17 protein-coding genes and 1 pseudogene are annotated in these 19158 nt (G+C 71.1%); 10 read left to right on the top strand and 8 right to left on the bottom strand.

The features are described 5' to 3' along the window. Positions 1–18 precede the first annotated feature (18 nt). From tal to AB0D34_RS37460, 7 genes are all read left to right on the top strand, one after another. A complete protein-coding gene (gene tal / locus AB0D34_RS37490; RefSeq protein ID WP_362670169.1) occupies positions 19–1164 on the top strand; it encodes a transaldolase in 1146 nt (381 codons plus the stop codon). Further along, positions 1161–2720 carry a glucose-6-phosphate dehydrogenase gene (gene zwf / locus AB0D34_RS37485; protein WP_362670166.1) on the top strand — a complete coding sequence of 520 codons (1560 nt, stop codon included), beginning with the start codon at positions 1161–1163 and terminating at the stop codon, positions 2718–2720. The genes tal and zwf overlap by 4 nt, the downstream gene beginning before the upstream one ends. Next, complete coding sequence (opcA, locus tag AB0D34_RS37480; protein WP_362670164.1) at positions 2717–3652, top strand: glucose-6-phosphate dehydrogenase assembly protein OpcA; 936 nt, start codon at positions 2717–2719, stop codon at positions 3650–3652. The genes zwf and opcA overlap by 4 nt, the downstream gene beginning before the upstream one ends. Continuing rightward, positions 3645–5297 carry a glucose-6-phosphate isomerase gene (gene pgi, locus AB0D34_RS37475; RefSeq protein WP_362670162.1) on the top strand — a complete coding sequence of 551 codons (1653 nt, stop codon included), beginning with the start codon at positions 3645–3647 and terminating at the stop codon, positions 5295–5297. The genes opcA and pgi overlap by 8 nt, the downstream gene beginning before the upstream one ends. Positions 5298–5307: 10 nt before the next feature. Continuing rightward, complete coding sequence (gnd, locus tag AB0D34_RS37470; protein WP_362670306.1) at positions 5308–6186, top strand: phosphogluconate dehydrogenase (NAD(+)-dependent, decarboxylating); 879 nt, start codon at positions 5308–5310, stop codon at positions 6184–6186. A gap of 7 nt (positions 6187–6193) precedes the next feature. After that, positions 6194–6781: a histidine phosphatase family protein gene (locus tag AB0D34_RS37465; protein ID WP_362670159.1), complete on the top strand. Its 588-nt coding sequence runs from the start codon at positions 6194–6196 to the stop codon at positions 6779–6781. Between the two features lie 102 nt (positions 6782–6883). Beyond that, positions 6884–8347, top strand: coding sequence for a membrane-associated oxidoreductase (locus tag AB0D34_RS37460; protein WP_362670157.1), 1464 nt, complete (start codon positions 6884–6886; stop codon positions 8345–8347). Positions 8348–8354: 7 nt separating this feature from the next. On the opposite strand, the gene AB0D34_RS37455 is transcribed toward AB0D34_RS37460, so the two are convergent. Next, a complete protein-coding gene (locus AB0D34_RS37455) occupies positions 8355–9230 on the bottom strand; it encodes a shikimate dehydrogenase (protein ID WP_362670154.1) in 876 nt (291 codons plus the stop codon). A gap of 130 nt (positions 9231–9360) precedes the next feature. Between AB0D34_RS37455 and AB0D34_RS37450 the strand changes: the two genes are divergently transcribed. Both AB0D34_RS37450 and AB0D34_RS37445 read left to right on the top strand, forming a co-directional pair. After that, a complete protein-coding gene (locus tag AB0D34_RS37450) occupies positions 9361–10026 on the top strand; it encodes a TetR/AcrR family transcriptional regulator (RefSeq protein ID WP_362670152.1) in 666 nt (221 codons plus the stop codon). Between the two features lie 124 nt (positions 10027–10150). After that, positions 10151–11491, top strand: a complete 1341-nt coding sequence (locus AB0D34_RS37445; protein ID WP_362670149.1) for an MFS transporter — start codon at positions 10151–10153, stop codon at positions 11489–11491. Positions 11492–11702: 211 nt separating this feature from the next. Here the strand turns inward: AB0D34_RS37445 and AB0D34_RS37440 are convergent. The 3 genes and pseudogenes from AB0D34_RS37440 to AB0D34_RS37430 all read right to left on the bottom strand — a co-directional run bounded on the left by AB0D34_RS37440 (position 11703) and on the right by AB0D34_RS37430 (position 13445). Further along, positions 11703–12284: pseudogene (locus AB0D34_RS37440) on the bottom strand (VOC family protein). A gap of 35 nt (positions 12285–12319) precedes the next feature. Beyond that, entirely contained in the window at positions 12320–12730 is a 411-nt protein-coding gene (locus AB0D34_RS37435) for a VOC family protein (protein WP_362670146.1), read from the bottom strand. A 271-nt stretch (positions 12731–13001) separates the two neighbouring features. Then, the gene (locus AB0D34_RS37430) at positions 13002–13445 is read right to left on the bottom strand and encodes a PPOX class F420-dependent oxidoreductase (RefSeq protein WP_362670143.1); all 444 of its coding nucleotides are present in this window, start codon (positions 13443–13445) and stop codon (positions 13002–13004) included. Between the two features lie 156 nt (positions 13446–13601). Here AB0D34_RS37430 and AB0D34_RS37425 point away from each other — a divergent pair, with 156 nt between their 5' ends. Then, positions 13602–14828 carry a serine hydrolase domain-containing protein gene (locus tag AB0D34_RS37425; protein ID WP_362670141.1) on the top strand — a complete coding sequence of 409 codons (1227 nt, stop codon included), beginning with the start codon at positions 13602–13604 and terminating at the stop codon, positions 14826–14828. A 3-nt stretch (positions 14829–14831) separates the two neighbouring features. Here the strand turns inward: AB0D34_RS37425 and AB0D34_RS37420 are convergent, their stop codons facing one another. The 4 genes from AB0D34_RS37420 to AB0D34_RS37405 are packed head-to-tail and all read right to left on the bottom strand — an operon-like array spanning position 14832 to position 19132. Then, on the bottom strand, positions 14832–15986 hold the full coding sequence (locus tag AB0D34_RS37420; protein WP_362670139.1) for a saccharopine dehydrogenase family protein: 1155 nt from the start codon (positions 15984–15986) through the stop codon (positions 14832–14834). Then, positions 15979–17043 (bottom strand): saccharopine dehydrogenase, encoded by a 1065-nt coding sequence (locus AB0D34_RS37415; protein ID WP_362670137.1) that lies wholly within the window; start codon positions 17041–17043, stop codon positions 15979–15981. Before AB0D34_RS37415 ends, AB0D34_RS37420 begins: the two co-directional genes overlap by 8 nt. Continuing rightward, complete coding sequence (locus tag AB0D34_RS37410; protein ID WP_362670134.1) at positions 17040–18173, bottom strand: FAD-binding oxidoreductase; 1134 nt, start codon at positions 18171–18173, stop codon at positions 17040–17042. Before AB0D34_RS37410 ends, AB0D34_RS37415 begins: the two co-directional genes overlap by 4 nt. Further along, complete coding sequence (locus AB0D34_RS37405) at positions 18170–19132, bottom strand: ornithine cyclodeaminase family protein (RefSeq protein ID WP_362670131.1); 963 nt, start codon at positions 19130–19132, stop codon at positions 18170–18172. The genes AB0D34_RS37410 and AB0D34_RS37405 overlap by 4 nt, the downstream gene beginning before the upstream one ends. Positions 19133–19158 lie beyond the last annotated feature (26 nt).

Raw genomic sequence — 19158 nt, 5'->3', positions numbered from 1 at the left:
CCGATCGCCAGAAAGAAGATGATCACAGTGACCGAAGCAACCGCGACCGCGGGAGCGCTCAAGCGCCTGTCCGACGAGGGCGTCTCCATCTGGCTGGACGACCTGTCGCGGCGGCGGATCGAGTCGGGGAACCTCACCGAGCTCATCGCCACGAAGCACGTCGTCGGCGTCACCACCAACCCCTCCATCTTCCAGGCCGCCATCGGCTCCGGAGAGGGCTACGAGGAGCAGCTGACCGACCTCGCCACCCGGGGCGTCACGGTCGACGAGGCCGTACGGATGATGACCACCGCCGACGTACGCTCCGCCGCCGACGTCCTCCGCCCGGTCTACGACGCCACCGGCGGCCGGGACGGCCGGGTCTCCATCGAGGTCGACCCGCGGCTCGCCCACGACACCCGGGCCACCGTCGCCGAGGCCAAGCAGCTCGCCTGGCTCGTCGACCGCCCGAACGTCATGATCAAGATCCCGGCGACCACGGCGGGCCTCCCGGCGATCACCGAGGTCATCGGCCTCGGGATCAGCGTCAACGTCACGCTGATCTTCTCCCTGGAGCGCTACCGCGAGGTCATGGACGCCTACCTCGCCGGTCTGGAGAAGGCCGCGAAGAAGGGCCTCGACCTCTCCACGATCCAGTCCGTGGCCTCCTTCTTCGTCTCCCGCGTCGACTCCGAGATCGACAAGCGGCTGACGGTCCTCGGCACGGACGCCGCCCTCGCCCTCAAGGGCAAGGCCGCCCTCGCCAACGCGCGGCTCGCCTACCAGGCGTACGAAGAGGTGTTCGCCGGTGACCGCTGGACCGCCCTCTCCGGCGCCCAGGCGAACAAGCAGCGCCCGCTGTGGGCCTCCACCGGCGTGAAGGACCCGGCCTACAAGTCGACCCTCTACGTCGACGACCTGGTCGCCCCCGGCACCGTCAACACCATGCCGGAGGCCACGCTGAACGCCACCGCCGAGCACGGCGAGATCACCGGCGACACGGTGACCGGCGGCTACGCCCAGGCCCGCGCCGACCTGGCCGCCGTAGAGGCGCTGGGGATCTCGTACGACGAGGTCGTGCAGCAGCTGGAGGACGAGGGTGTCGCCAAGTTCGAGGTGGCCTGGCAGGACCTGCTGGACGCCGTCACCAAGTCGCTGAACAGCAAGGGGGTCGAAGGGGAATGACCGAGCTTCCCGCCATCGACGAGCTTTCCACCACCGACTGGGACAACCCGCTGCGCGACCCGCGCGACCGGCGGCTGCCCCGTATCGCGGGCCCGTCCGGGCTCGTCATCTTCGGCGTCACGGGCGACCTGTCCCGCAAGAAGCTGATGCCCGCCGTCTACGACCTCGCCAACCGCGGCATGCTCCCGCCGGGTTTCTCGCTCGTCGGGTTCGCCCGCCGGGACTGGGAGGACGAGGACTTCGCGCAGATCGTGCACGACTCGGTGCGCGAGCACGCGCGGACCGAGTTCCGTGAGGAGGTCTGGCAGCAGCTCGCCGAGGGCATGCGGTTCATCCCGGGCGACTTCGACGACGACACGGCGTTCAAGCAGCTGCGCCAGACCGTCGAGGACCTCGACAAGGCGCGCGGCACCAGCGGCAACTACGCCTTCTACCTCTCCGTACCGCCGAAGTTCTTCCCGAAGGTCGTCCAGCAGCTCAAGAAGCACGGCCTGGCGAACGCGCCCGAGGGTTCCTGGCGGCGCGCGGTCATCGAGAAGCCGTTCGGGCGTGACCTGAAGAGCGCCCGCGAGCTCAACGCGCTGGTGCACGACGTGTTCGAGCCGGACCAGGTGTTCCGCATCGACCACTACCTCGGCAAGGAGACCGTCCAGAACATCCTGGCGCTCCGCTTCGCCAACCAGATGTACGAGCCCATCTGGAACCGGTCCTTCGTCGACCACGTGCAGATCACGATGGCCGAGGACATCGGCATCGGCGGCCGGGCCGGGTACTACGACGGCATCGGCGCCGCCCGTGACGTCATCCAGAACCACCTGCTCCAGCTGATGGCGCTCACCGCCATGGAGGAGCCCGCCGCTTTCGACGCCGAGTCGCTGCTCACCGAGAAGCTGAAGGTCCTCAGGGCCGTGAAGCTGCCCGAGGACATCGGTGCGCACGCCGTGCGCGGGCAGTACGCGGGTGCCTGGCAGGGCGGCGAGAAGGTGCTCGGCTATCTGGAGGAGGAGGGCATCGACCCCGCCTCCACGACGGACACGTTCGCGGCCATCAAGCTGAACGTCGACAACCGCCGCTGGGCGGGTGTGCCGTTCTACCTCAGGACCGGCAAGCGCCTGGGCCGTCGCGTCACCGAGATCGCGGTCGTCTTCCAGACCGCCCCGCACTCCCCCTTCGACCACAACGCGACCGAGGAGCTCGGCAAGAACGCGATCGTCATCCGCGTCCAGCCGGACGAGGGCATGACGGTCCGGTTCGGCTCCAAGGTGCCGGGCACCTCGATGGAGATCCGGGACGTGACGATGGACTTCGCCTACGGCGAGTCGTTCACGGAGTCCAGCCCGGAGGCGTACGAGCGCCTCATCCTGGATGTCCTCCTCGGGGACGCCAACCTGTTCCCCCGTCACCAGGAAGTGGAAGAGTCCTGGAAGATCCTCGACCCGATCGAGGACCACTGGGCGAACCACGGCCGTCCGGCGCAGTACGCGTCGGGCAGCTGGGGACCCGAGGAAGCCGACGAGATGCTCGCACGAGACGGACGGAGCTGGCGCAGGCCATGAAGATCGACCTGACCGACACCACGGCAAGCAAGATCAACAAGGCGCTGGTGCAGGGTCGCCGCGCCATCGGGACGCCCGCGGTGGGCATGGTCCTGACGATGGTGATCGTCACGGACGAGGAGAACGCCTACGACGCGATCAAGGCGGCCGAGGAGGCCTCGCACGAGCACCCCTCGCGCACCCTGGTCGTCATCAAGCGGCATGCCCGGACCCCGCGCGACCGCACCAACTCGCACCTGGACGCCGAGGTCCGGGTGGGCGCCGACGCCGGCACCGGCGAGACGGTGATCCTCAGGACGTACGGCGAGGTGTCCGACCACGCCGACTCCGTGGTGCTGCCGCTGCTGCTGCCGGACGCCCCGGTCGTCGTGTGGTGGCCGGTGGACGCGCCGCAGAACCCCGCGAAGGACCCGCTGGGCGCGCTGGCCCAGCGCCGGATCACCGACCTGTACGCGGTGGAGAACCCCCTCGACGTCCTCGCGACCCGGGTGCGCTCCTACGCGCCGGGCGACACCGACCTCGCCTGGACCCGGCTGACGCCGTGGCGCTCGATGCTGGCGGCGGCCCTGGACCAGGCCCGCGCGGAGATCATCTCCGGGGCCGTGGAGGCCGAGGCCGACAACCCGGCCGCCGAGCTGCTCGCGCGCTGGCTGGAGGCGCGCCTGAAGGTGAAGATCGACCGCGTGGTCACCGCCGGACCGGTCGTCACGGCCGTCCGGCTGGGCACCGCGAACGGCGAGATCGTCATCGACCGCCCCGAGGGCCCGCTGGCCACGCTCTCCCTCCCCGGCCAGCCCTCGCGCACCCTCGCGCTGAAGGTCCGCTCCACCTCCGAACTCATCGCCGAGGAGCTCCGCCGCCTCGACGCCGACGAGATGTACGCCGTCGCTCTGCGGGGCGAGGCCACCAAGGAGACCCCTGCTCATGTCTGACTCTCCCTTGCTGACGCGTCGCCCCGAGTGGACGGCCCTGGAGGACCATCGCGCCCAGGGCGTCACCCATCTGCGTGAGCTGTTCGCCACCGACCCCGGGCGCGCGGAGCGGTACGTCGTGCGCGTCGGCGATCTGCGCATCGACTACTCCAAGCACCTGATCACCGACGAAACCCTGGCCCTGCTGCAGGAACTGGCCACCGCCGCCGACGTGTTCGGGCTGCGGGACGCCATGTTCCGCGGTGAGCGGATCAACCTCACCGAGGACCGGGCGGTGCTGCACACCGCGCTGCGCGCCCCCGCGAACGCGGCCGTCGAGGTCGACGGCGAGAACGTCGTCCCGGGTGTGCACGCCGTCCTCGACAGGATGAGCGACTTCGCGAACCGCGTGCGCTCCGGCGAGTGGACCGGACACACCGGCAAGCGGATCAAGAACGTCGTCAACATCGGCATCGGCGGCTCGGACCTCGGTCCCGCGATGGCGTACGAGGCCCTGCGGGCCTACACGGCACGGGAGTTGACCTTCCGCTTCGTGTCCAACGTGGACGGCGCCGACCTGCACGAGGCGGTACGCGACCTGGACCCGGCGGAGACCCTGTTCATCGTCGCGTCCAAGACCTTCACCACGATCGAGACGATCACGAATGCCACCTCGGCCCGCACCTGGCTGCTCGACGGCCCGGCCGGTCTCCGCGACGACAAGGCCGTCGCGAAGCACTTCGTCGCCCTGTCGACCAACGCCGAGAAGGTCACGGACTTCGGTATCGACCCGGACAACATGTTCGAGTTCTGGGACTGGGTCGGCGGCCGCTACTCCTTCGACTCGGCGATCGGCCTCTCGCTGATGATCGCCATCGGCCCGGACCACTTCCGGGAGATGCTCGACGGTTTCCGGATCGTCGACGAGCACTTCCAGAACGCGCCCGCCGGCGACAACGCCCCGCTGATCCTTGGTCTGTTGGGCATCTGGTACGGCAACTTCCACGACGCCCAGTCGCACGCGGTGCTGCCGTACTCCCACTACCTCTCGAAGTTCACCGCCTACCTCCAGCAGCTGGACATGGAGTCCAACGGCAAGTCGGTGGACCGTGACGGCACCCCGGTGGAGTGGCAGACCGGTCCGGTCGTGTGGGGCACGCCCGGCACCAACGGCCAGCACGCCTACTACCAGTTGATCCACCAGGGCACCAAGCTCATCCCGGCCGACCTGATCGGCTTCGCCCGCCCGGTGGACGAACTGAGCGACGAACTCAAGGCGCAGCACGACCTGTTGATGGCCAACCTGTTCGCACAGGGACAGGCGCTCGCCTTCGGCAAGACCGCCGAGGAGGTGCGCGCGGAGGGCGTGGCCGAGGAGCAGGTGGCCCACCGCACCTTCCAGGGCAACCACCCGACCACGACCATCCTGGCCCGCGCGCTCACCCCTTCGGTGCTGGGCCAGCTGATCGCCCTCTACGAGCACAAGGTGTTCGTCCAGGGCGCGGTCTGGAACATCGACTCCTTCGACCAGTGGGGCGTCGAGCTCGGCAAGGTCCTCGCCAAGCGCGTCGAGCCCGCCCTGACCGAGGGCGCCGACGTCCCCGGCCTGGACCCCTCCACCACCGCCCTCGTGGCCGCCTACCGTGAACTGAAGGAAGTGCTCTGACATGACAGCGATGCAGCTCGGCCTCATCGGCCTGGGCAAGATGGGCGGCAACATGCGCGAGCGGATCCGCCGCGCCGGCCACACCGTCATCGGCTACGACCGCAACCCCGAGGTCTCCGACGTCGCGAGCCTGGCCGAACTGGTCGACAAGCTCGAAGCGCCCCGAGTGGTCTGGGTGATGGTGCCGGCCGGCGCGGCCACCCAGTCCGTCGTGGACGAGCTCGGCGAGCTCCTCTCCCCCGGTGACACCGTGGTCGACGGCGGCAACTCCCGCTGGACGGACGACGAGAAGCACGCCGAGGAGCTGGGCGCCAAGGGCATCGGCTTCGTCGACGCCGGTGTCTCTGGCGGTGTCTGGGGCCTGCAGAACGGGTACGCGCTGATGGTCGGCGGCGACAAGGAGCACGTGGAACGGCTCCAGCCGATCTTCCACGCGCTCAAGCCCGAGGGGCCGTACGGCTATGTCCACGCGGGCAAGGTCGGCGCCGGGCACTTCTCCAAGATGGTCCACAACGGCATCGAGTACGCCATGATGCAGGCGTACGCCGAGGGCTGGGAGCTCCTGGAGAAGGTCGAGTCGGTGGACAGCGTCCGGGAGGTGTTCCGCTCCTGGCAGGAGGGGACCGTCATCCGTTCCTGGCTGCTCGACCTCGCGGTCAACGCCCTGGACGAGGACGAGCACCTGGACAAGCTCAAGGGCTACGCCCAGGACTCCGGCGAGGGCCGCTGGACCGTGGAGGCGGCCGTGGACAACGCGGTACCGCTGCCGACGATCACCGCCTCCCTCTTCGCGCGGTTCGCGTCCCGCCAGGACGACTCCCCGCAGATGAAGATGATCGCGGCGCTGCGCAACCAGTTCGGCGGCCACGCCGTCGAAGCGAAGAAGTAGGCGCGCCGTGGGGGATCTTCTTCTGGTCCGCCACGGCGAGACGGAGTGGAGCGTGTCGGGACAGCACACCAGCTGGACCGACCTGCCCCTCACTCGGCACGGCGAGGAACAGGCCAAGTCACTCGCTCCGCTCCTCTCGGGCCGGACCTTCTCGCTCGCGCTCACCAGTGAGCTGGAACGCGCGATACGCACCGCCGAACTGGCGGGCATCACCGGGGCGTTGACCGACCCCGACCTCCACGAGTGGGACTACGGCGGCTACGAGGGCGTCACTACCGTCGAGATCCACCGCACCCGCCCCGACTGGTACCTGTGGACCGACGGCGTCCCGCCGGGCCCGGACGGGCACCCCGGGGAGTCCCCCGAGGAGGTGGGGCGCCGGGCCGACCGGGTCCTGTCCCGCGTGGACACCGCCCTCCCGGACGGGGACGTGATCCTCGTGGCCCACGCCCACTTCCTGCGGGTCCTGACGGCCCGCCGACTGGGGCTCGCCCCGGCGGACGGGCGCCTGTTCCAGCTGGCGACCGGGACGGTGAGCCGGTTGTCGACGGAGCACGACCGGCCGGTGGTCGCGGAGTGGAACACCAGGGCGTAGTACGGCATTCGAGACGGCGGCCCGGGAGCACAGGCTTCCGGGCCGCCACCGTCCTGAAGGGCCTGTTGACACCGGGGCGCGTGCGTTGGAGAGTCACCGCTGATGGAGATCAACAACCTGACACCCGCCGAACTGAGGGTGTGGCAGGCCTTTCCCCGGGGCGAGGCCGTGGACTTCCGGGCGGCACCGGACGAGGACGTGGCGGGCGGGGCCGAGTGGGGCGCCGAACGGACCGTGCGGGCCTCCGTGTTGCGGGCCCTGATGCTCAACGGGCCGCAGGAGGACGGGGAGATACCCGCCCTCAAGCTGGCGGGCGCCCGGATCACCGGTGTGCTCGCGCTCCAGTACGGGACCGTCGACCACGCCATACGCCTCAGCCAGTGCTACTTCGACGACGTACCGCTGCTGTACGGCTGCCGGCTGCGCCAGTTGAATCTCAGCAACTCCGTGCTGCCCGGACTGACTGCCGCCACGATGCACGTCGAGGCGGTGCTGCGGCTGACGGACTGCCGGGTGAACGGCCCGGTGCGACTCGGCGGGGCGCAGATCGCGGGGGCGCTGTTCATGGACCGCGCCGAGATCGTCGCGGACCAGGCCGGGGAACCCGCGCTCCAGCTCAACCACATGAGCATCGGCGACGACCTGTGGGCGCCGGGGCTCCGGGTCCACGGCGAGATGCGGCTCAACGGAGCCGGCGTCGCCGGGTCGGTCAACCTCAACGACGCCCGGCTCAGCCACCCCGGCGACATCGTCCTCGACGCGCAGACCCTCGTCGTGGAGGGCGACTTCCATCTGCGGCGGGTGCACACCTTCGGCTGGATCGGTCTGCGGGGCGCCCGGATCGCGGGGCGGCTCGACTTCTCCTACGCCCATCTGTCGAACCCGGGCGACGCGGCGCTGCGGGCGAACAGCTCCACCATCGGGGAGCTCTGGCTGCGCAAGGGGCCGCCCATGGACGGCACCCTCAGCCTGCGCCGCGCCCAGATCGACGATCTGTTCCTGGAACCCGAAGTGGTGCCGGAGGAGGTCCAGTTCAACAAGCTCGTCTACACCTCGCTCACCCCGCAGGAGCCCGCCGAGCGCCGACTGCCGATGCTGGAGCGGGACCGCGAGGGCTATGTCCCGCACGCCTACGAGCAGTTGACGGCCGCCTATCGCCGTATCGGGGACGACCGCGCCGCCCGGCAGGTCCAACTCGCCAAGCAGCGCCGCCATCGCGCCACTCTCGCCTGGTACGGGCGGCTGTGGGGCCACGTCCAGGACGCCACCGTCGGCTACGGCTTCCACCCGCTGCGCGCCGGCGTCTGGCTGGTCTCCCTGCTCGCCGTCGGCACGATCGCCTACGGCCTGCACCACCCGCCCCCGCTCAAGGCGGGTGAGGCCCCGCGTTTCAACGCGCTCTTCTACACCCTGGACCTCCTGCTCCCGGTGATCTCCTTCGGCCAGGAGGGCGCCTTCGCGCCACGAGGGTGGTACCAGTCGCTGTCGTACGCCTTGGTCATCGCGGGCTGGATCCTGGCCACGACGGTCTTCGCCGGTGTTACCCGTACCGTCAACCGCCAGTGAACAAGGGCTACTTGGGTGCTCCGACCACGCCCGCCAGCTCCGCGATGTCCGCCAGCATCCGCACCGCGTCCGGCTCCCGGCCGGTGAACAGCCGGAACGCGTCCACGGCCTGGAAGACGGCCATGCCGCCACCGTCGAGGGTGGCGCAGCCGACCGCACGGGCGGTGCGCAGCAGCTCGGTCTCCAGCGGGCGGTAGACCACCTCGGCGACCCACAGCCCGGGGCGGAGCAGCTCGGCCGGGAAGGGCAGACCGGGGTGGGCGGCCATGCCGGTGGGGGTGGCGTGCACGATGCCGTCGGCGTCGGCGAGCAGCTGGGGCAGCCGGTCCGGGGTGGCCGCGGCCGCGCGCCCGGCGCCGAAGTGGCGGTTCAGGGCGGTGGCGAGATCCGCGGCCCGGTCCGCCATCGCGTCGACGACCGTGACCCGCCCGGCGCCCAGGGTGAGCGTGGCGTGCGCGACCGCGGCGCCCGCACCCCCCGCGCCCAGCTGTACGACCCGGTCCAGGGGTACGTCGGGCAGCCCGCGCGCGAAGGACGCGGCGAAGCCGGTGACGTCGGTGTTGTGGCCGGTCGCACGGCCGTCCTCGAAGACGACGGTGTTGACCGCGCCGAGCGCCTCGGCCTGCGGGGAGAGGGCGTCCAGGTGCTCGATGACCAGCTGCTTGCAGGGATGGGTGATGTTCAGCCCGTCGAAGCCCAGGTCACGGGCGGCCCGCACCAGCTCGCCGACCGCCTCGGGGCGCACGCCGAGCGCGTCGATGTCGATCAGCCGGTACAGATAGCGCAGGCCCTGCCGGTCCGCCTCCCGCTCGTGCAGCGCCGGGCTCAGCGACGGGCCGATACCCGCGCCGATCAGTCCGACGAGAAACGAGTCCTTGGCCACGCGGACCTCCCGAGCCGAGCGTTAATGTACGAACCAGTACGTTAGCTATATCAGCCGTGCGCCCCGCAGGGAACCCCCGGCCGAGGCCTTCTAGACTCTGCGGCACCGGCCGCACTCCCGAAGGAACCCGATGACCAGCGTCGACGAACCGGCACGACCCAACGGACGGATCCGCGACGCCGCCCGCACCCAGGCCGAGATCCTCGACGTGGCGACCCAGGAGTTCGCGCGGGCCGGCTACGACGGAGCCCGCGTCGACGAGATCGCGGCCCGCACCCGCACCACCAAGCGGATGATCTACTACTACTTCGGCGGCAAGGAACAGCTGTTCACGGCCGTTCTGGAGCGGGCGTACACCGTGATCCGCGAGGCCGAGCAGGAGCTGGACGTCGAGCATCTGGACCCGGTCGCGGCGATCCGGCGCCTCGCCGAGGTGACCTTCGACCACCATGAGCAGCACCCCGACTTCATCCGCCTGGTCAGCATCGAGAACATCCACGGGGCCGAGCACATCGCCTCCTCGGAGAAGCTCGGCAAGATCGGCTCTCCCGCGCTGGACGTGATCCGCCGGATCCTGGCCTCGGGGCAGGAGTCCGGCCTGTTCACCGCCGACGTGGACGCGGTCGACCTGCACGCGATGATCAGCTCGTTCTGCTTCTTCCGGGTCGCCAACCGGCACACCTTCGGCGCCCTGTTCGGCCGCGACCTGGTCGCCCCCGAGCAGCGCGAGCACTACCGCAACATGCTCGGAGACATGGTGATCGCCTATCTGACGGCCGACCGCGCCGCGGACTGACCCCGCACGGCACCACCCCTTGACACGCGGGACATGCGGGCGCAACATCCTCCGCAACCGCTACTAACTATCCAGTGGGTTAATTAGCTGGATAGCTCCCGGAGTCCCCCCGAAGGAGCACCCCGTGTCCGTCCCCGCCGAAGCCGTCGGGCAGCCCAAAAAGGCGGCGACCGCCGCCTGGATCGGCAGCGCCCTCGAGTACTACGACTTCTTCATCTACGGCAGCGCAGCAGCCCTGATCTTCCCCAAGGTGTTCTTCGACGAGTCCGACCCGGCCACCGCGACCCTGCTGTCGCTGGCCACGTTCGGTGTCGCCTACGCGGCCCGGCCGGTCGGCGCGCTCTTCCTCGGACACTTCGGCGACCGGGTCGGCCGTAAGAAGATCATGGTCTTCACGCTGATCCTGATGGGTGTGTCGACCTTCCTCATCGGCTGTCTGCCGACCCGCGACCAGGTCGGCACCCTCGCCCCGGTCCTCCTTGTGCTGTGCCGGGTCCTGCAGGGCATCTCGGCGGCCGGTGAGCAGGCCAGCGCCAACTCCATGAGTCTGGAACACGCGCCGGCGCACCGGCGGGGCTTCTTCACGAGCTTCACGCTCAGCGGTACGCAGGGCGGGCAGCTGCTCGCGACGCTGGTCTTCCTGCCGGTCGCCGCGCTGCCCGAGGACCAGTTGCTGTCGTGGGGCTGGCGGGTGCCGTTCTGGATGAGTGTCGCGGTCGCCGTGGTCGGGTTCGTGATCCGCCGCAAGCTGGACGAGACACCTGCCTTCGAGCAGCAGGCCGCCTCCGGCGAGGTGGTGAAGCTGCCGCTCGCGGTGCTGCTGCGGGAGCACTGGGCGGACGTGTTGCGGGTGATCGGGGGTGCGCTGATCGCCTCGGTCTCCACGATCTTCACGGTGTGGGCGCTGGCGTACGCGACGAGCGACGCGGTCGGGATGAGCCGTTCCTCGATGCTGTGGGTGGGGGCGCTGGCCAACCTCGTCGCGCTCGCCGCGATCCCGCTGTGGGCCACGCTGTCGGACCGCATCGGGCGGCGCCCGGTCTTCCTGATCGGAGCGGTGGGCAGTGCGGTGACGATGTTCCTGTACCTGTGGGCGATCTCCACGGGCAACTACCCGCTGACGCTGCTGCTCGGCATCGTCACCTTCGGCGTCGTCTACAGCGCCGCGAACGGGGTCTGGCCGTCCTTCTACGGCGAGATGTTCTCCACCCGGGTGCGACTGTCCGGCATGGCGATCGGCACGCAGATCGGCTTCGCCGTGGCCGGTTTCGCGGTCACCTTCGCCGCGCAGATCGCGGGGCCCGACGGCTCCGACTGGTCCTCGGTCGCGCTGTTCACCGCGGCCCTGTGCGTCCCGCCGGTGATCGCCGCCGTCACGGCCCGCGAGACCCACAAGGTCGCCACGAACGACCTCGGCTCGCGCACCCCCCGGGAGCCGTCCCGCCCGGAGACGGTGTCGGCCTGACCCCGCGCCCCGCTCCGAGCCCCCGGACGCCCTGCCGGCGCCGGGGGCTCGCGCCTGCCCGATCAGCCGGAGACCGCGGCGACGCGGAACCCGTTGCCCTCCGGATCCGCCCTCACCACACGGCGCCCGCCGAACACAACCCGAACCCACGCCCCCGACCCCACCAACCGCCCAGCCCCAGCCCCAGCCCGCATACGCGCCCCCGTCGAGGTCAGCCACAGGCCGCAGCCACGCAGAACTCGTTGCCCTCCGGATCCGCCATCACCATGTGGTGCCCGCCGAACACGACCAGAACCCTCGCCCCGCCCCCACCAACCGCCCGGCCCCAGCCCGCATACGCACCCACCCCCCGTCCAGGTCAACCAGAGGCCGCAGCCACGCAGAACTCGTTGCCCTCCGGATCCGCCATCACCGTGTGGTGCCCGTCGAACTCCGCCAGGACGCTCGCACCCGCCCCCACCAGCCGCTCGGACTCGGCCCGGATGCGTGCCCACCGCTCCTCGGGGCCGCCGTGCCCCGGTACCCGGATGTCGATGTGGAGTCGGTTCTTGGCCGACTTGGGCTCGGGGACCTGGAGGATGGAGAGCCGGGGCCCGACGCCGTCGGGATCGCAGAGCCAGGCTCCGCCGCCCACCGGATCGTCCTCGGGCAGGTCGAACTGTGCGAGCCACTCCTCGCGGGTGGTGAAGGGCGCGGGTGGCGGCTCGTCGGCGTAGCCCAGGGCGGTCTTCCAGAACGCGGCCAGGACCGGAGCGTCGGCACAGTCCAGGGTGAGATCGAAAACGGCAGCCATGTCAGGACGGTACTGCGCGCCACCGACAACCGGCTCTAGACGTTGGACCAGCCCCGCGTGCACAGCACCAGCCGGTACCCGTCCGGGTCCTCCACGGTGACGCCCCACTCGTTCCAGTACGGGTTCGGCGAGCGCACCCGCTTGCCGCCGTGCGCCTCCAGGCGGGCGACGAGGTCCTCCGGCACCGGCCCGTCGACGTAGATCACCAGAAGGTCCTCCTCGGTGGGACGGGGCTCGACCGGCCGGCCCCGCTCGTGGACGAGTTCCAGGTGCCAGTCGGCGTCCGGCCAGCCGAGCATCAGCAGGTCGTGCTCGCCGGGTTCGGGGCCGCCCTCCGCACGCCATACGACACCCAGCCCGAGCCCCTCGACCCAGAACCGCTCGGCGGCGGCCAGGTCCCGGGAGGGGCGGGCGACTCGGATGTGACTGCGGCCGTTGACCGGCATGCTGACCTCTTCCGTCGATGTGCCGGTCAGCGTAGGCAGCGGCCGGCCTTCGGCACATCGGCCGTCCGCCCTGCTCCCCGGGCCCTAGGACCGCTCCCGCCGCCCACGCCCCGTTGACAGATGACGTTTCCGGCAAGAACATCGGCCCAAACAAGCAGAAAAGCACAGCGCTGGGCTGACCCGCGCGCAGACCACCGCGCACTCCGGCCGGTTTCAGGGGCGGCCGGGGTGCGCGGACCGCGCGTTCCGCGGTGGGTTCCGGCGGTGGATCTCAGCTTGCGGTGCCCGGGATCCCGTATGCCCGGTCCACCTTCAACCGCAGCACCAGCCGCCGGTCCCGGACCATCGCCGCCCGGTAGTCGTCCCAGTCGGGATGCTCGCCCAGGACGTCGCGGTACAGGCGGATCAGTTCCTCGACCGTGTCGTCGTGCGGGTCCTTGGCCACGGGTGTGAGGTCGGCCGTGCCCTCCGCCACCGTGTACGCCTGCCGGTCCGACGTCGTCACGTGGTACGAGGCGCGGGGGTCCCGGCGCAGGTTGCGGGTCTTGGCGCGGTCGTCCGTGAGGGAGACCCTGATGATCCGCTCCTCGGGGTAGTAGGCGTGGCTGACGTTCGACAGCTGGGGCCGTCCGTCGCGCTTGAGGGTGACGAGCACCCCGCCGTGGCCTTCGGAGAGCAGCCGGAGCAGTGCGTCCTGCGTCGCGTCCTGAGTCATGACAGCGGCAACCTGCCCGGCCGCAGGCGCATTCCCGTGGCCGCCGGTCCCGTCCGACCCGCAGACGGTCGCGTTTTCCTGAGCGACGATGATGTCTGAGGTGGTCCGGGCCGGGTATACCGGTTCGCACCTCGACGGACGCGACGGAGGAGAGCGATGGCACAGCTGCGGCAAGAGGTCGAACCGGGTGAGGTGGGGCTGGACGCGAAGGCGCTGGACCGCCTCGACCAGCACTTCGCCCACTATGTCGACGAGGGCCGGATGCCCGGCTTCCTGGTCTCCGTCGCCCGCGGCGGACGCGTCGCCCATCTCACCACGCACGGCCACCGCGACCTCGCGGCGGGACTTCCGGTCGAGGCCGACACCCTGTGGCGGATCTACTCGATGACCAAGCCGGTCACCGCGGTCGCCGCCCTGCTGCTGGTGGAGGAGGGGCGGCTGTCCCTGGACGACCCGGTCGCCGACTACCTGCCCGCGTTCGCGGAGCCCCGGGTCTATGTGGACGGTTCCGGCGACACCCTCACGACCCGCCCGGCCGACGGTCCGATCCTGGTCCGGCATCTGATGACCCACACCGCGGGCCTGACCTTCGCCTTCTACCACTGCCACCCCGTGGACGCCCTCTACCGCGAGGCCGGTCTGGAGTCGTCCGTGCTGCCCGGCTCGGACCTCGCGAAGACGGTCGACGTGTACGCGAGCCTGCCCCTGCAGTTCGAGCCGGGCACGCAGTGGAACTACTCGGTCGCCTCCAACGTGCTGGGCCGGGTCATCGAGGTCGTGTCCGGCCGGCCTCTCGACACCTTCTTCGCTGAACGGATCTTCACACCGCTCGGCATGCCCGACGCCGGCTTCTGCGTGGCGGACGAACAGGCGCACAGACTCTCCGAGTTGTACGGCGAGAAGGACGACGGCACGATCGAGCCGGTCCCCGGGCTGCCGCTCAGGGGCCGCCCCCGGCTGCTGTCCGGCAGCGGCGGCATGGCGGCCTCCGCGTACGACGTCCACCGCTTCGCGGAACTCCTGCGCCGCCGCGGCGAACTGGACGGCATCCGCCTGCTGTCCGCCGAGACGGTGGACCTGATGACCTCCAACCACCTTCCCGGCGGCGCCGACCTGCGCGCCTTCGGCACCAAACCGGCCCACGACGAGCCCGGCAACGACGGCGTCGGCTTCGGCCTCGGCGTCTCCGTGGTGATCGACCCCGCCCGCACCCTGGCCCCCTCGGGCCTCGGCTCCTACGGCTGGAGCGGGGCCGCCTCCACGACCTTCTGGGTCGACCCGGGCCGTGACCTGAGCGTTCAGTTCTTCACCCAGGTACGGCCCAGGACGCTGAAGCTGTTCCCGGACCTGAAGCGGCTGGTCCACGAAGCGGTCGTGGACTAGCGACTATTGATCGACCCGCAGCGTGAAGTGCACGCCGTCGCGGGCCAGTTCGCCCAGCCACTGCCGCGAGCGGGCGGCGGTCTCGGCGGCGCGGTTCAGGCCTGCCGGGAGAGTGCCGTCCAGAACGTGTCCCACTCCGAGTGCGAGGGTGCGGGAGACACAGCGGGCCATGGCGCTGTCCTCCTCGTCGCCCACCAGGTCGAGGAGGTAGCCACCCGACCAGGTGCGGCCGTCCTCCGCGCGCACGTCGAGGGAGACGGCGAGGACGACCCGGTCGCGGTCGGCGTCCGTCGTCGGGTAGCGGGCCGCCAACTCCTGTGCCAGGGCGGCGATCCGGGTGTCGTCGCCGGTCCGCAGCTCCTCGAAGACGGGCTCCCAGGCCCGCAGCCAGCCGTCCAGGCGCAGGGTGCCGCGTACGAAGGTGCGTGGGGCCCAGGCGGCCGGCAGTCCGTACTGCTCGACGAAGGGGAGGCTGTCGCGGTTGGGGTAGACCTCGAAGGTCTCGCCGTCCACGACATGGCGCCGGGTCGCCTCCCAGGGGCGGTCGGCGGTGGTGGGAGTGCCGTTGTCGATGTAACGGGCGGGCGAGCGCAGGGCGTTCAGGACTCCGGCGGGAGCCCAGCTGAAGCGGTACCTGAAGTCGTTCGGGACGGCGGGGATTCCGCCGCAGTAGGAGGTGAGTCCGTACGACGCCGGTGTCGTGTCGCCGATCGTCTCGCGGGCCCGGGCGACGAGGTCGTGCGCGAAGAGGTGGTCGATGCCCGGGTCGAGGCCGGCCTCGGTGAGGACGGTGACCCCTGCCTTCTGCGCCTCCGGTACCTGTTCGAGGACGGCGTCGGAGACATAGCTGGAGCAGGCGAAGTGTGCCTGCTCGCGCACGCAGGCGGCCAGGATCGCGGCGTGCTCGGGTGCGGGCAGCATCGACACCACGACGTCCCCGGGCGCCAGTTCGGCCGCGAGCGCGGACAGGGTGTAGGCGCGGGGCGCGGCCCTGCCGTTGAGTCCCAGCCCTTCGAGGGCCTCTTCCGCCCGCTCCTCGGTGCGGTGCCACAGCAGCACGCGGTCGGCGGTGTCGCACAGTGCGGCCAGGCCGCTGCCGGTGGAGAGTCCGGCGCCGATCCAGTGGACGGTGCCGGTCGCGGGTACGAGGTCAGACACTTCGGAACTCCCCTTCCTCGATGCCGAGTTCACGGCAGGCCTGGTGGAACCGCTCCAGACAGCGCCCCCAGGGACCGCCGACCCCGAACTCCAGCAGCAGGGGCAGCAGGGAGCCGGAGAAGCCGACGCTGGACTCCTCCGGGAGCAGGGACGGCAGGTTGTCGATGGCGATGAGGTCGAGCGGGGGTTCCTTGTGGAGCCGGCGGACGGGGTCGGTCCACTCGGTGGTGCGGTCGTAGACCGGCAGCACGTTCAGGGGCGAGCCGACGTCGCAGGTGACGTCGGAGAGGGTGCGCAGCCGGCGGGACGGGTCGTCCAGGTCCGCCTCGCGGACGAAGGGCGGGACCGGGGTGGTGGCAAGGACGCAGTTCACCAGCACGTCATGGGCGAGCAGGGCCGGGCGGTCCAGGTTGCGGGTCTCGTCGAGGTCCCAGCAGGTGGGCTCGATCCCGGCCGCCCGGAGTGCGACGCGGGCCCCCCGGCCGCTGCGGCCCAGGGCCCCGATCACCAGCGCGGTGAACTCCTCGTCCCCGGCGACGGGCCTCAGGAGCTCCTCCAGCTCCTCCCGCGAGGTGGGCGTGAGCGGCACGGTCAGCCTGCCCCGGTGCTGGAGCACGGCCAGGGCGGCGCCCAGGTATCCGGCCCAGTAGCCGAACGCGGCGAGCCTGCGGCCCTGGTCGTCCACCAGGTACTCCAGGTCGAGCAGCGCCCCTCCCCCGGCGGCGAACCGGCCCAGCAGGGCTGCGGCACCCGGCTGCTCCTTGTAGGCGTGGCCGAAGAAGACGTGACGGTGTGTCAGGGTGTCGGGTCCGTCGGGGAGTTCCTTCAGGCCGACGACCACCGCGTCCTGCGGCGCCCGTGCGGCCCAGGAACCCGCGGGTGCGACTGCGCAGCCGACCGCCTCGTACTCCTCGATCGGGAAGATCCGGTGCGGGGACTCCTCGACGGTCAGGGTCACGCCGCTGTCGACGAGCCGCCGGGCGTCGGACGGCACGATCGGGGTGCGTCGCTCGGTGGAACGGACCTCGTGGCGCAGCCACAGATGGAGCTCGGTCATACGCGGTTGGCCTCCGGGCGCGGGGCGTCGGCCGCGAACCGGCCGGCGCTGAGCGGGCTGACGTCCACGAAGGGTACGCGGCCCAGGTACAAGTCGCGGACGACCTCGCCGACGGCCGGTCCCTGGAGGAATCCGTGGCCGGAGAAGCCGGTGGCGTACAGGAAGCGGGAGACCGAAGTCGCCTCGCCGATCAGGGCGTTGTGGTCGGGGGTGAGCTCGTACAGGCCGGCCCAGCCGCCGGTGCGCCGCAGGTCGAGGAGGGCGGGGGCGCGGTGTGCCATGGCCTCGGCCAGGCGGGGGATCCAGCGGTCGTGGGTGGTGGTGTCGAAGCCGGGCCTCTCGTCGGGGTCGGACATGCCGACCAGGAGGCCGGGGCCCTCGCGGTGGTAGTAGAGGCTGCTGGTGAAGTCGATGGTCATGGGGAGGCCGGGCGGCAGTCCGTCGACCGGTTCGGTGACCGCGATCTGGCGGCGCAGCGGTTCGACCGGCAGGTCCACGCCGACCATGGCGCCGACGGCCCGCGACCAGGCACCGGCCGCGCAGATCACCGTGTCGGTGGCGATGCGGCCCCTGGTCGTGACCACCGCCGTGATGTCGTCGCCGTGCACTTCGACGCCGGTGACCTCGGTGTGCCGCAGGATTCTCGCGCCGTGGCGGCGGGCGTCGGCCGCATAGCCGTACACCACGGACTCGGGGGTGCAGTGCCCGTCCTCGGGCGAGAACGCGGCGGCGAGCAGCCCGTCGGTGGTGATGAGCGGGGAGAGCTCGCGTGCCTCGGCCGGGTCGATCATGCGGCTCGGGACGCCGAGGGAGTTCTGGAGCCGCACGCTCTCCTCGAAGGAGGCGACCTCCTCGGGTGTCGACAGCAGGAACAGGTAGCCGACCCGGTGCAGCCCGATGTCCTGTCCGGTCTCGGTGGCGAACCGCCCGAACGCCTCCAGGCTGCGCGCCCCGAGCCGGATGTTGAGCTCGTCGGAGAACTGCGCCCGCACCCCGCCCGCCGCCTTCGACGTGGAGCCGGAGGCCAGTTCGTCCCGCTCGACCAGGACGACGTCCGGTACGCCCGCCCGTGCCAGGTGGCGGGCGATGCTGGTGCCCATGACCCCGCCGCCGATCACGACCACACTCACGCGTGCTCCTTCCGAGTGGCCCGCACCACGGCCCAGGCGGCGGCCGCGTCCTGGATGCCGAGGCCGACGCTGTTGTAGTACACGAGGTCGCCGGGGGCCGTCCGGGCCACGACTCGTCCGGTCAGTACGTCGCCCAGGCCGACGAGATCGGTCAGCAGGCCCGTCCGGAGCGCGTCCACGACCGGTCCGGCGTGCTCCGCCGCGGTCGCCGGGTCGTCGACGACCACGGTCGCGGATCGCCGTAGGACCTCGGCGTCCACCTCGCGGCGGGTGGGCTCGAAGGACCCCACGCTCACCACCGTGCACCCGGGCGCCAGCCACTCCCCGCGCACCACCGGAGTCGTGCTGAGCGTGCAGGTCGCGACCAGGGAGGCGCCGGCCACCGCGTCCTCGGCGCTGCCGGCCGCTTCGACGGCGAACCCGAGGTCCGACAGGGTCTCGGCGGCGCGGGCGCGGTGGCGCGGGGTCGGGCTCCACAGCCGTACGGACTTCAGGTCCCGCACCCGGGAGATCGCCCGCACATGGGCCAGGGCCTGGGCGCCCGAGCCCAGGACGGCCAGGTCGGTGCTGTCGGGCGTGGCCAGGGCGTCGACGGCGACGGCGCTCGCGGCGGCGGTGCGCAGGGTGGTCACCGCGGCGCCGTCCATGACGGCGGCGAGGCGGCCGGTCACCGGGTCCAGCACCGACACCACGGCGTGGATCGTGGGCAGCCCGGCCGCCGCGTTGCCCGGGTTGACGCTGCCGAACTTCGCGACGGCCCCGGAGTCGGCGGAGAGCCGGGAGACGTACGCGAAGACCACGCTGTCGTCGAAACGGCTCGGATGCATGATCTTCGCCGGCAGGTCGGCCGCCCCGGAGCTCAGCGCGGTGAAGGCCGCGCGCTGCGAGGCGATGGCCGTGTCCACGTCGAGCAGGCGGGTGACCTGCTCTCCGGAGAGGAAGAGGACGTCGTCGGTCATTCCCTCTTCCTGTCCGGATTTCCCGT

The organism is Streptomyces sp. NPDC048420 (assembly GCF_040651535.1).
Lineage (GTDB): Bacteria > Actinomycetota > Actinomycetes > Streptomycetales > Streptomycetaceae > Streptomyces.
Note: the sequence above shows the minus strand (reverse complement) of the source record. Positions and strands in the feature narration are given on the sequence as shown.

Excerpts from the sequence above, each read along its gene's own strand:
- tal (WP_362670169.1), top strand. The coding sequence starts at position 19 with ATGATCACAGTGACCGAAGCAACCGCGACCGCGGGAGCGCTCAAGCGC.
- zwf (WP_362670166.1), top strand. The coding sequence starts at position 1,161 with ATGACCGAGCTTCCCGCCATCGACGAGCTTTCCACCACCGACTGGGAC.
- opcA (WP_362670164.1), top strand. The coding sequence starts at position 2,717 with ATGAAGATCGACCTGACCGACACCACGGCAAGCAAGATCAACAAGGCG.
- pgi (WP_362670162.1), top strand. The coding sequence starts at position 3,645 with ATGTCTGACTCTCCCTTGCTGACGCGTCGCCCCGAGTGGACGGCCCTG.
- gnd (WP_362670306.1), top strand. The coding sequence starts at position 5,308 with ATGCAGCTCGGCCTCATCGGCCTGGGCAAGATGGGCGGCAACATGCGC.
- AB0D34_RS37460 (WP_362670157.1), top strand. The coding sequence starts at position 6,884 with ATGGAGATCAACAACCTGACACCCGCCGAACTGAGGGTGTGGCAGGCC.
- AB0D34_RS37450 (WP_362670152.1), top strand. The coding sequence starts at position 9,361 with ATGACCAGCGTCGACGAACCGGCACGACCCAACGGACGGATCCGCGAC.
- AB0D34_RS37435 (WP_362670146.1), bottom strand. The coding sequence starts at position 12,730 with ATGCCGGTCAACGGCCGCAGTCACATCCGAGTCGCCCGCCCCTCCCGG.
- AB0D34_RS37430 (WP_362670143.1), bottom strand. The coding sequence starts at position 13,445 with ATGACTCAGGACGCGACGCAGGACGCACTGCTCCGGCTGCTCTCCGAA.
- AB0D34_RS37425 (WP_362670141.1), top strand. The coding sequence starts at position 13,602 with ATGGCACAGCTGCGGCAAGAGGTCGAACCGGGTGAGGTGGGGCTGGAC.
- AB0D34_RS37415 (WP_362670137.1), bottom strand. The coding sequence starts at position 17,043 with ATGACCGAGCTCCATCTGTGGCTGCGCCACGAGGTCCGTTCCACCGAG.
- AB0D34_RS37405 (WP_362670131.1), bottom strand. The coding sequence starts at position 19,132 with ATGACCGACGACGTCCTCTTCCTCTCCGGAGAGCAGGTCACCCGCCTG.